Origin of the sequence: Solibacillus silvestris, from assembly GCF_051967575.1 — a bacterium.
GTDB classification, from domain to species: Bacteria; Bacillota; Bacilli; order Bacillales_A; family Planococcaceae; genus Solibacillus; species Solibacillus silvestris_B.
On record NZ_JBQCJW010000051.1, the window covers coordinates 1 to 12,909 of the forward strand.

Annotated in this window: 10 protein-coding genes; 2 read left to right on the plus strand and 8 right to left on the minus strand. The window is 31.3% G+C overall.

Annotation, left to right across the window (positions count from 1 at the left end; genetic code table 11):
• The coding region (locus ACTHOQ_RS18040; RefSeq protein ID WP_440497533.1) for a hypothetical protein at nucleotides 1–200 on the minus strand (200 nt) is incomplete at its 3' end.
• A gap of 131 nt (nucleotides 201–331) precedes the next feature.
• Between ACTHOQ_RS18040 and tcmP the strand changes: the two genes are divergently transcribed.
• Both tcmP and ACTHOQ_RS18050 read left to right on the plus strand, forming a co-directional pair.
• Nucleotides 332–1,591, plus strand: a complete 1,260-nt coding sequence (tcmP, locus tag ACTHOQ_RS18045) for a three-Cys-motif partner protein TcmP (protein ID WP_440497534.1) — start codon at nucleotides 332–334, stop codon at nucleotides 1,589–1,591.
• A gap of 29 nt (nucleotides 1,592–1,620) precedes the next feature.
• Complete coding sequence (locus tag ACTHOQ_RS18050; RefSeq protein ID WP_440497535.1) at nucleotides 1,621–2,331, plus strand: DUF5131 family protein; 711 nt, start codon at nucleotides 1,621–1,623, stop codon at nucleotides 2,329–2,331.
• Between the two features lie 110 nt (nucleotides 2,332–2,441).
• On the opposite strand, the gene ACTHOQ_RS18055 is transcribed toward ACTHOQ_RS18050, so the two are convergent.
• The 7 genes from ACTHOQ_RS18055 to ACTHOQ_RS18085 form a co-directional block, all read right to left on the minus strand.
• Nucleotides 2,442–3,011, minus strand: a complete 570-nt coding sequence (locus ACTHOQ_RS18055) for a TIR domain-containing protein (protein WP_440497536.1) — start codon at nucleotides 3,009–3,011, stop codon at nucleotides 2,442–2,444.
• Nucleotides 3,001–3,852, minus strand: coding sequence for a macro domain-containing protein (locus tag ACTHOQ_RS18060; RefSeq protein WP_440497537.1), 852 nt, complete (start codon nucleotides 3,850–3,852; stop codon nucleotides 3,001–3,003). Before ACTHOQ_RS18060 ends, ACTHOQ_RS18055 begins: the two co-directional genes overlap by 11 nt.
• 87 nt (nucleotides 3,853–3,939) lie before the next feature.
• Nucleotides 3,940–7,092, minus strand: a complete 3,153-nt coding sequence (locus ACTHOQ_RS18065) for a type I restriction endonuclease subunit R (RefSeq protein ID WP_440497538.1) — start codon at nucleotides 7,090–7,092, stop codon at nucleotides 3,940–3,942.
• Between the two features lie 2 nt (nucleotides 7,093–7,094).
• Complete coding sequence (locus ACTHOQ_RS18070) at nucleotides 7,095–8,237, minus strand: restriction endonuclease subunit S (protein ID WP_440497540.1); 1,143 nt, start codon at nucleotides 8,235–8,237, stop codon at nucleotides 7,095–7,097.
• Complete coding sequence (locus ACTHOQ_RS18075) at nucleotides 8,221–9,792, minus strand: type I restriction-modification system subunit M (RefSeq protein WP_440497541.1); 1,572 nt, start codon at nucleotides 9,790–9,792, stop codon at nucleotides 8,221–8,223. The genes ACTHOQ_RS18070 and ACTHOQ_RS18075 overlap by 17 nt, the downstream gene beginning before the upstream one ends.
• A gap of 75 nt (nucleotides 9,793–9,867) precedes the next feature.
• Nucleotides 9,868–11,739, minus strand: a complete 1,872-nt coding sequence (locus ACTHOQ_RS18080) for an N-6 DNA methylase (RefSeq protein ID WP_440497542.1) — start codon at nucleotides 11,737–11,739, stop codon at nucleotides 9,868–9,870.
• 675 nt (nucleotides 11,740–12,414) lie between these two features.
• The gene (locus ACTHOQ_RS18085) at nucleotides 12,415–12,741 is read right to left on the minus strand and encodes a hypothetical protein (protein ID WP_440497543.1); all 327 of its coding nucleotides are present in this window, start codon (nucleotides 12,739–12,741) and stop codon (nucleotides 12,415–12,417) included.
• Nucleotides 12,742–12,909 lie beyond the last annotated feature (168 nt).

A 12,909-nucleotide genomic window follows, 5' to 3' on the forward strand; every position in this document is an offset into this window, starting at 1 on the left:
TCTTCATTAGGATTTTCATGTTTTCTTGTATGACCTTGTTTATAAACATATGGAACTAAGTAGTCATTGTATTTTTCAAAAAAATTATTAAGACCTACACATTTTAACCGTGCTTTAAATTCTGAATTACTTTTAATAAAAAAATAACGTCTACTAATAATTTCCGCAATTTTAGATAGAATTATTTCCTTTTCATTCATATGTTACCTCCAAATTATAGAAAATTTAATATTTTATTATCAACAAACCACTATAATTATAATCCATATAATGCCTTAAAAGTAACTTTAAGTGTATAATTTACTTATGATTATTTTAGGGGGGATTCATATTGAATACATCAGAAAAACATTTTGAAAAGAAGGATATCCAAACGGATTTAAAGCATTTTCTTTTAAAAGAATACTTAATTCAATGGGGTACAATTTTATCGAATGCTTCATTTGGCAGTCCGATTAATAAAGTTGATTTTGTTGATTGTTTTGCTGGAAAAGGTGAGTTTAATGATGGAAAAAGTGGTTCTCCTAAAATCGCTATGGAACGGCTTTTCGAAACCCAGCAGCGCTTTAATACAACATATAATAAATGCTTGCCTTTTAATATCAATACTATTGAAATAGACAAAGAATACCATGACAACTTAGTAAAAATTAAAGTAACTGCGCCTTTTCCTAATCAAATCCATAATTTTTTGGGAACATTTGAAGAAAATGCACCTTTATTAAATAAAAGAACTAAAATGAATCCGGCATTATATTTTATTGATCCATTTGGTTATAAAGGGCTTCCTATGAAAACACTTGCAGAAATCATGCAAAATAAATCACATGAACTTTTAATAAACGTCATGAGCTATTCTTTAGTAAGAAATATTAAAATCGATAAAAGCAAAGATTCTTTATGTGAATTTTTCGGTATTGAAACGTTAACTGAAGATCTTATTAATTACGTTGAACTTGGTGCAAACGAACAAACTGATTTTTATTCTGATTTCGATCTTAAATTAGAGGATAAAATTATTGCATTTTATAAACAACAATTTAGAAAAGCATGCTCCGAAGAAATATTCTTATTATCAAAACGCATTCATACTAAGTTAAATCCTAACGTGTATTTCCACTTAGTATTTATTACAAAAGATTTGCAAGGACTTAATGCTATGAAATCCGCAATGATTACTCTTGATTTAGAAACAGAACATCTTGAAGCTGCATATGCGGAAGAAAATAATCAATCAAAAAATATTATTTCCGATTTATTCAATGACCAAATAGCATACGAAAATTATTCGTACAAAAACTTCTTATTCGATTTATACAAACACTTTCCTTACAAAGCTACACTAAAAGAAATAGCTACATTCTTCTTAGAAAACACACCACTGTCATATCGATTCAAAGACGATTCAAATTCCATTTACGGTTATCTACAAAAATTAGTGAATGCTAAAAAATATTGCAATAAATCAACTGGTGGATATAGTACTCTATCAAGAAATAATCTTAACGTTACTTTTAACTTTAATTTAAATCAAAGTACAATCGATTATTTAGTTGAACAAGACCAACACTCGCAACTATCGTTGTTTTAATAGAACATAATCAGAAAGGAGTTTAGCATATGGCTGGCTCTTCAAATATAGAATGGACCGAAGTTACATGGAACCCTGTTACGGGCTGCAATAAAGTATCGGCTGGATGTAAAAATTGTTATGCAGAGAGAATGGCCAAAAGACTTCACGCTATGGGAAATCCACGTTATTTAAATGGATTTAATGTTACTTTGCATGAAGATTTAATTTCACTTCCCTACACTTGGAAAAAACCTAGAAAAGTGTTTGTTAATTCTATGTCAGATTTATTTCATGAAAACGTTCCATTAGATTTTATACAGAAAGTTTTCAATACAATGAACGATACGCCCCATCATACTTACCAAATATTAACGAAGCGTTCATCAAGATTAGCTGCTATTTCAGATGAACTTATTTGGGGAGAAAACATTTGGATGGGTGTTAGTATTGAAAATGAAACTGTACTGCATAGAATTGAAGATTTAAGGAAAACAGCAGCTCAAATTAAATTTCTATCATGTGAGCCGTTGTTAGGACCACTTAACGATTTAGATTTAACGAGTATTAATTGGGTAATTGTTGGAGGCGAATCCGGACCTAGATCTAGACCTATAGAAGAGGACTGGGTTTGGAATATTAAATTACAATGCGAAAAATATAGCGTACCATTTTTCTTTAAACAATGGGGTGGGGTTCAGAAACATAAAACGGGGCGAGTTTTAAAGGGGCAAATCTACGATGAATACCCCGAACAATAGGTAACATTAAAAGGCTGTACCAAAAACATTTAACATTTTGGTACAGCTATAAATAAATTTCGACACATCTTCTTATATTAAATATTAATTGAAATATTTTTTTCTTTACTTTAGCACTTATAAAAATATGAATTTACCTTACATTTTGTATTTACCATAAAATCTGAATCATTTAATGCCATTCTAATTAATTCTTTTTTATATGGTATATGCAATGTAGGCACTTGATTCATATAATTACGAAATGCCGGTAGATTATCCCACAATTTTTTTACATTTTCTTTAATTGTATTTGAATTACAATCGATAATATCACTCTTATTCTGCAGTTCAGGATAAACGACAATTACCGGTAACCCCTTATTTCCAATTCCGTACTCTATTTCTTCGCGTAATGCTCTACTGTTCTTCGTATGTGAACTTAAAAACAAAACAATATTTTTAGAGTTGTTCAATCTATCGCGTAGTCGAGGTTTTAATGTTTTCTCCCAATCACTTCCGTCCCTAACATTGTAATTTTTATTGTGTGAATCATTAAAAGGAAAAGTACTATCGGCCGCTTTCCATGCTCTTAAAAGATTGTAAGAGACAAAATCCTTGGTAGCTGATGCACCCAGATTACTTTCACTAAAAGGTTCACTTACGTAAAAAGCAGAATAGTTACCATTTTTATAAGCCATTTTCTTCAAACTCCTTTAGTTTATAGAAATTTACTTTTTTATATTGAGATTCATGTAGAACTATTGTAATTTTAGAAGGCTCTTTAAATTTGACCTTGCTAATCTTAAATGTCCAAAGCATTACTTCAATTAATTGATGCGGTGTAGCATCAAAATCTTGATGCCTAGTTATACCTGAACCTAACAACGGAACAACAACTTCCCTTTGTGCATAAAGATTATTTACTTCATTCCAGAAATTAATTAAACAGTTGGCATATTCGTGCAGTTTTAAATTGGCTTCATTTTCATCATTAAACTTTGAAAAAGCTACTAAGAAAAAGTCCATGTCCTTATATACCGAACCCAATCGATAACGTGTAGTTTTCCCACCTAATGGACGATTTACATTCGTTTCTATTATCCTCGATTGCATTCTATCATCTTGTAAAATTTTTTCATCTAAGTCTGTTACATTCAAGTGAAATTCATTTAAATATTGTCCATTCAAGGATGAACTTGCGATTATTTTGTCATCTACTACGGTATCAAAAAATTCATTAAAAGCTATTACCTTGTAAACATTTCGAGGATACGTAAAAATATCGCCTTTTCTTATTTCTATTTCTGAACCATCTATGTCTAGTTTAACTTCTTTCATTTGAAAACTTAAAATTAAGCTGAAAACTATCCACACACAACTACCACAAACTAAACCAATAAAAATATAAATTTTTATCAATTCATTTTCAAAATTAATAAAACTAAGGATTGTTGTAGCTACAACAAATGATGCTCCTGGAATAACCCATGAGCCTTTCCAAAAATTCTTGTCCTTAATTATTTCTTTAAGCTTCCACAAAACCAAACATCACCTTCTATGTTTTTTATGGTAATTAAGTTTGTTAAAAAACATCTTCTATGCTAAAAAGATGTTTTTTAACTATTATCATGTCCTAAACTTTTTAAAATTCTCGGCCTGCTCAAATATCTCCTTGAATACCTCATCACTTGGTACAGGTGGGTATCCTTCTTCATCAAGCGTAATGATCAGGTCTACTTTTAATTCGGCTTTAATATCATCTCGACTTGACCAATCTGTATATTTAGCTTTATCTGCAATAATTGTTTTAATTGCTTGCGATAATTTGATCAGTTTTTCATGTGGATATTCAAACTTATATTTTTCCGAAATTGCTTTTAAAATATCATAAAAGGCTTTTTCTTCAAAATCGATTCCTAGATCAATAAATGAATCACGTTCTTTTAATAATTCCGCGAATAAGTCTGCAAATTGATCGGCAACATCTTCTAATACATCACTTTGTAACACTTGAAAATCTGTTCTTTCATTGTAATGTTCGACTAGCGCTTTAAACCTTTTTGAAAAATCTACACCTTGCATTTTATTCGTCTTCTTAAATTCTTCAATGGCTTTCGCTAATAATTTTTGAAGAAGCTTAATTTTAGTATTCGGCAATTTAATTTTATTGATTTTATTTAAATAGTCTTCGCTAAATAAATCCGAGCTATTATTAGGGTCGTCTTTATCTAACTTAAAGACTTCTTCAATTCCTTCACTAATTAGAGCTTCCTCCATCATCTGCCTTACTTTTTCATTCATTTGAGCAGTGTCTGGAGCTTCACCTTTTGTTAACTTATGAATGATTGATCGAATCGCTAAATAATAATGAACATAATCTCTCTCAATTTGATTAATTTCTTCACTAGAAACGCATAAATTGTAAGCGGAACGAAGCTTTTTAGTGATAGCCATGAAACGCTTTTCTAATTGCTCTGTTTGTTGTGCAAACTCCGCTGCTCGATTTAGACATTCTAATTGTTGTAAAGGGGTTCCAGTGAAATAAACTGTATTATTGAACGTATGGAAAATTCGTGATAATAAGTCAAGTTGGTCTTTTACTATTACTACAGCTTTTTCGATGCCATCAAAATTCTCTCCTTCAACCACTCCATACTTCTTCATAGCTACATTTAAATTACTTTTGATACCAAAATAATCGACCACTAAGCCAGTTTCCTTACCTTCATAAACACGGTTTACTCGTGAAATTGTTTGAATTAACGTATGCTGTTGGATAGGTTTATCAATGTAAATTGTATCAAGAGATGGTACGTCGAATCCTGTTAACCACATATCGACCACGATAGCGATTTTAAAATTTGATTTTTCGTTTTTAAATTGTCGATCTAATTCTTTTCGGTACTCTTTCGTGCCTAAAAGATCATATAACTCTTTACTATCGTCCCCGTTACGTGTCATGACCATTTTAATTTTTTCCATAGGCTTAATTTCTTTTTTCTCTCTATCTGTAAGGTTTACACCATCATCACACACTTTAACTTCTGCCCATTCAGGTCGTAACGCGATGATTTCCTTATATAAATCGAATGCGATATGCCTATTAGCTGCAACAAACATCGCTTTCCCTTTAACAGTCGCGCCTTCTTCATTTCTTTTCTCATAATGTTCTACAAAATCTTCTGCAATCAATTTTAGTCGCTTCGGATCCCCTAAAATTACTTCCATTTGAGTTACAGCACGTTTACTTTCATCTATTTGATATTCATTAGCTCCAGCTGTTTCACAGACTTTATAATATTCTTCGATTTCTTGAAGCTTTGATTCATTCAGATTTACTTTCGCAGCTCTTCCTTCATAAACAATTCGAACTGTAATTTCATCATAAACTGCCTCTAACATTGTATATGCATCTTCCACTTGACCAAAAACGTCAATCGTAGCGTCTACAGGTGTTCCTGTAAAACCTACGTATGTAGCATTAGGTAAGGAATCATGTAAATGTTTTGCAAATCCGTACTTCTTTTGAACCCCATCTTTTGTTTGAATGATTTTTTGATCCAAGTTAGTTTGCGAGCGGTGCGCTTCATCTGAAATACAAATTACATTGTTTCTGTCAGTTAATAAATCAATATCTTCGCTAAACTTTTGAATGGTAGTTAAAAAGACGCCTCCACTTTTACGATTTCGTAAGTACGTTTTCAAATCGTCTCGACTTTCAACGCTAATTACTTGCTCATCCCCAATAAAACTCTTTGCATTCGTAAATTGTCCAGCAAGTTGATCATCTAAGTCCGTTCGGTCCGATATGATAACAACAGTTGGACTTTGTAATTCTTTATCTCTCATTAAAAGCCTAGTAAGATAAAGCATCGTATAACTTTTCCCCGAGCCTGTTGCACCAAAATATGTACCACCTTTTCCGGTTCCCGATGGCTTCATATTTTTCTTAATGCTAGCTAATAATTTTGTCGCTGCATAGTATTGAGGATAGCGCGGAACAATTTTCATTTCCTTGTTGCTTGTATCTGGGAAGTAAATAAAATGACGAATTACTTCTAAAAAACGAACTTTATTAAATAGCCCTTTTACCATCGTATAAAGCGAATCAATTCCATCTTTTTCAAATAGCTCATTTCCCTCTATTTTACGCCATGCATAATAGAAGTCGTATGGGGCAAATACCGATCCCATTTTATTATTAACACCATCACTAATAACACAAAAAGCATTGTATTTAAATAGCTCCGGGATATCCCTACGATAGCGCACCGTTAATTGTGTATAAGCATCTTTAATAGTCGTATTTTCTTTTATAGCGCTCTTAAATTCAATTACTACTAAAGGTATACCATTAATATAAACGATTGCATCAGGGATACGTTTTTCGTACCCCTGAATTTCAAGTTGGTTTACTATTTTAAATATATTATTATCTACTTGCTTCGGATCAAAATCGATTAATTGAATAAATAAATCCTTTTTACTTCGATCTTCACGCTTCAAAATAATGCCATCAGAAATCACCTTAATTATTGCTTTATTGCTTTCGTATAATATTGATGAAGGTAATATTTCTAATTGTCGAATAATACTCTCAATTTCGTTTAATGTAATACTATCCTTATAATAACGTTTTAATAAGAATGCTTTTAAATCCTCACGTATTAGTACCTCTTTATCTTCCTTTTGAATAAAAGCTCCACTCTGATATTGAAAATTTTCAGTTTCAAAAAGTTCTATTACAGCTTTCTCTAAGGATTGCTCTGTGAATTTCATAATCATTCACCTGCCTTTGCAAGTTTTAATAGAAATATCATTTTTAACATCGAAAGTTTTTTGTTTTCTATAGCTTTTAATTTAACTCTTGCAAATATAGTTTTTACTAAATTATGAAAGTCATTCATTTTATCAAAATCAACTTCATTCACAACATATTCTCCCAAATAATCTTCATGTACCCTTTGTCTTCCAGATGAACCCACCATGCTACTTATTGCATAAGAACGGAAATTTTCGTCTCTAGCTAAACAATATACCCAATAAGGGCTAATACTTTCTTTTGCTCTCATCACAATAAACTCTGTTGACCCAGCCGCTATCTCTCCCTCTTCTAAAATGTCAACAAATGCAGTTTTTCCATTTTCTAAACTTGGAGTTATTCGAGCTAATAAAGTGTCATAATTTTGGAATTTTGATCCACCCGTAAATTTTCTTTTTACAAATCCTTTTATGCACATAGTTGTAGTTGTTATATCATTTAATTCAATAAATGTACTTATAGCATTTTTTTTCAAACTTAACTTTGGATTTGTTTCTATATAATTACTTAACTTTACCTTTCTGTTACTATCCGTATTTTCAGAATCAAAAAATAAATCTTGGAAAATAAGTTGAGCTGTTTTTTCTAATTTCAATATAATTTGGTTGTTTAATTTAATTCTATCTTCTAAAATATTGAATTCTTTTATTATTTTTCTTTGCTCTATAATCGAGGGAAGTAGGATAGGCATATTGCTAAAATCCTCCCAATTTAAACCTCCGCGCACATCAGCATCCGTATAAAACCACGCATTTCTATCGAATTCTTCACGTAAAAACCACATCATTAAATAATCCGGTTCTAATACTTCTGTATCTATCACTTCGAAGACATCATAAGCAGGTGAGACTATTATACTTTCATTTCCATTCCATAGAGCTACAGGCAATCTTTTGTCTCTACCTACGTGCATTCTATTACATGCAAATTGGCCTTGATTAACTATTCTGTACTTAGACATATCTGTTCCAACAGTATTAGCCACAGATGGCATGAAAAATTTTTCAATATTTATGCCCATCAAATTTGTAATATTAAGTTCTTTGTTTCGAATATTTACTTTCCTTATAACTTCTCCTAGTTTTTTATAGTTTGATTTCATAGCCTAACTCCTTAAAAAGTGCAAGTAAATCTTTATTAGAGCGTTCCTCAGCTTTTAGCAAAGAATAAAATTCGTTTTGTAATAACTGCATTTTTCCGTCAAAATCGGTATCTTCACCCTTATCTTTAAATTCAATGTACTTACTTGGTACTAATGAGTAATCCTTTTTTTCTATATCTTTTAATTCAGCACTATAACAAAAATCCGCTATATTTCCATAATTTCTACCATATTCTACTTCTTGCCAACGATGATAAGTATCAGCAATTTTTTTAATATCTTCTTCAGTAAATTGAATGTACTTTTTCTCAAATGGTTCGCCAATATCTCGTAAATTCATAAATAAAAATTCATTTGTCCGATTTCTATATTCCTTTAATTTACCGTTCTGTTCAATTGTTCTAGCTTTTTTATTTTTATTTAAAATCCAGAGAGTTACGCTTATATCAGTTGTATAGAACATATTCATAGGTAATACAAGAACAGCCTCTACTAAATCATTTTCAATTAATTTTCTACGAATTTTATATTCATCGCCACCACCACTTAATGCACCATTTGCTAATAAAAATCCAGCTACACCATTCTCTGATAATTTAGATACAATGTTTAAAATCCAAGCATAGTTAGCATTTCCTTTAGGTGGTACTTCGTAGCCTGCCCAACGTGGGTCATCAGTTAATTCATTTTCCTCTCTCCATTGTTTCTGGTTAAAAGGAGGATTCGCCATGATAAAATCTGCTTTTAAATCCGGATGTTGATCTTTAAAAAAAGTATCTGCAGCCATTTCCCCAAGGTTCGCTGAAATTCCTCTAATAGCTAGGTTCATCTTTGCTAGTTTGTACGTTGTATTTGTATATTCTTGTCCATAAATAGAAATATCCTTTTTACTTCCTTGATGGGATTCTATGAATTTAACAGATTGAACAAACATACCACCAGAACCACAAGCTGGGTCATAGATTTTCCCTTTATATGGTTCTAACATTGCAGCAATTAGTTTTACAATACTTTTTGGCGTGTAGAACTCTCCTTTTCCTTTACCTTCAGCTAATGCGAATTTACTAAGGAAATACTCATAAATTCGCCCAACAATATCCTGCTCTTTGTCTTTTAAAGTGTCGATATTATTAATCGTATCAATTAATGATGCTAGTTTACTTACTTCTAGGTTTAAACGTGAATAGTAATTGTCAGGTAATGCTCCTTTGAGCGATGGGTTATTTTTTTCTACAGTAGCAAGGGCTGTATCAATTTTTAAAGCCAAATCCTCTTGTTTAGCATTTTCAATTAAATAACTCCAACGTGAAACTTCAGGTAAGTAGAATACGTTTTTCATCGTATAGAACTCTACCATGTCTACATATTTTTCTTTCCCCTCTGCAATCAGCTCCGCTTTACGTTCTTCAAATTTATCGCTTGCAAACTTTAAAAAGATAAGACCTAACACGACATGTTTATATTCAGATGCCTCTACAGAACCGCGTAATTTATTAGCAGACTCCCATAAAGTTTCTTCCATACTTTTTTCTTTTGTTTCTTTCTTTTTAGCCATATATAAATCTCCTTGTAAATCATATTTTATAAGGAATCCCTACTTTTAGGGATTCCTCTGTACTTGAAATAACATTCAATAGTCAATTGATTTAAACGAATTAGTTAGTCCTATTTTCTCATATAATTCATAATAATTGGAACTGTATTTTTCCTTCGCCTGCTTAATCGCTCTTTCCAGTTCCTTGTCAGCTTCTTCAAATGCTACTCCTAATCTATTTTGCGTTTCAGCATCTACTTTGGGAACAAGAATCGATTCAATATCCTTAACGCTTAGCACTGTCACAGCAGTACCTTTTTGCTTAGAGCTTATATAATACGTACCAATTGGACTTTCTAAAAACGATTTAATGAAATAAGAATTCACATCGTTGTTAGGTCGAATAATTATAAAATTATGTGATGCAACAAGCTTCCGATCTAAACGCGGGACAACAGCAATTTTAATTGCACTACCTCGACTAGATAATAGAATATCCCCCTCTATTACTTCATAAGCATTGGCCTTTTCTGGATCTAAATCAATTGCATTTAACTGCTCGAACTGAATTTTGCCATCTTGAACATCCGCTAATTGAAGTAATTGGTATTCGCCATCCTGCCGCTCTAATTCTTTTTTGGGCGGCGTATTCATCCCTCTAATGATTGTAGCTAATTGCTTCATAATAACTTTAGGTTCCGGTGAATTTTCATAAGCATTTTTATTAACTAAAACTTCTCCAAAGATACTTTCCACATCGTCAACAGTAAAATAATTTCCGATATTTAAGTTAGCATCTTCAATATCCTCAATAGAAACAAACATGCTATATTGTTTTATTTCTTCCGCATTAGAATATGCATTTATAATTTTTTCTTGATCCTCTAACCTTAAAATATTTTGCCCACGTGATTTTTCTACATGGTCTTGCGCATTAATAAATTGAATTTTACCTTTACGTTCAGATGACTTGTTTTTATTTAAAATAAGAATAACTACAGGGATATTAGTAGTAGCAAATAGATTTTGCGGAAGACCAATAACTGCTTCAATTAAATCTTCATCTATAAGTGCTTGCCTAATCTTCTTATCTGCACCGCCTCTAAATAGAGTACCATGTGTAACGACAAGTGCAGCTTTCCCATCTTCTTTTAATGATGCTAATGCGTGCTGTATAAATGCCATATCCGCATTAGAATTACTTGGAATGCCGTACTTATAACGATTGTACAGGTCATATTCAGCATTTTCACTACCCCAATTTTTTAGCATAAACGGGAAATTCATAAGTACATAATCAAACTGTTTAAGTTGTCCTTCTACAAATGCAGGTTCTAATAAAGTATCTCCCAATGCATATTTAAAATCGAATCCTTGAACAATCAAATTCATTTTACCTAGAGCGTACGTTGATGGATTTATTTCTTGACCAAATAGTTGAACACTTTGTCCATGCTCATTTGCATACTTAGCTGCCTCTGTTAAAAGTAAACCGATACCTGCTGTACCATCATAGACGGAACCAGACTTAATATTTAATAGCGGTGGTAGTAGCGTAGTAATAGAATTCGGTGTGATCGACTCACCTCCCCCTTTACCTTCTTGAGAAGTTAAAAAATATAACGTGTCTTGAAATAATTTTGGTGTAATTTGAATTTTATTGATAAGCGATACTAATCTCTCGACAGTTTTATCATCTAAATCCATGATTTCTTGTATAGCAAATAAACCTTTTAACTCTGGATTTTTACTTTCAATATCTAATATGGCCTTTACTAAATTGTCTTTCAATTCCTGATTGGAAAAAATAATATTACTCCATTTAGTCAGCTTTGGAACTTTAAAACGATCATCAGCTTCCAAAAACTTCACCATCATTGTTGAAGTTACTAATTTCTTTTGTGTCCTTGTATCTACTTCACCTCTTAAAACATCAAAAGCTTTCCATAAACTATTTAAACCCTCCATAAATACCTCCTAATTCTAATTACTTTAAAAAGTAATTAGATTAATTTTTTATTTGTTTTTAAAAAAATAGGGCTGAAGTTCAAACCGATTTTTTTAACTTAATACAAATATAACAGTTGCGAAAAATAAAGTAAAGTGTTTTTGATAAAAAATTTTCTTGTTACCATTAAAAATAATTCAATTACTTTTTATTAAGATGCGTTGATTTTCCTTTCTTTTATATTAATTAAAATAAAACGAACTATACTACCTCTTTAAAAGGATCCAAGTAATAGTACGTCTTTTTGATTGAAAGAATTTTTATGTAATTAAAGTAATAAGCCCTCCAGGTTTAAAAGGATATGACTTAATAGAGCTTATTAATGGTCACCAATATGAGTATCTAGTTGTATTTTAACCACTGTTAAGAGTACATTTCCTATAAAGTTCCTTTTATTAGTTACTATTAATATTGACTAAAAACTACTATGCAAACCCCCAGTAGCAGTAATGATTTTAAGCATTTACTAACTTCATGTCATCACTTATTAACAGTTGTAATTCAATCTTTTTGACATTGGTAACTATTTATAGTCACCACTTACGGTTTGTATATTATTTTTTGTCTTTCACAGATAAGATACGAATGTTATTTAAGTTATTCAATTCATTTTTTCAATAAGAATTTTCTTTAACTTACTTTGCAAACACAATTTTTTTACTCGCTAACAATACACTTTCTTTTGATGCCATTTGTTTTTTCAATTCGTTACGCTTTTCTTCAATATCTTTTTTTAGTGCAGCTAACTTAATTTCAAGTGCGACCAATTCAATCGATTTTTCCGTAACTTTCTCTTTTGATTTAGCTAACCTCTCCTCTACATCCAGATCAATTAACTCACTTATAGTGATATTAATTATTTCATTTTGCTTTTTAAAGTAACTTTTTCTATCCCCAAGCATTTCAGTTAATAATCGATTCCACTTCACTTGATTTAAATCATTTCTAAATTCATTATTCAACAATGTGATTTCGTTTTCTAACTCGAAATATTTTATAGATGTAATCCGTTCTTCAGTTACTAGCTTTAGAAGCGAATCATTTAGCTTCAACTGGATGTAATATAGAGTCATGGACATAATCGAGCTAAGTTAGTAAAATAACTTATATGAGAGGACGTGTCCGACATG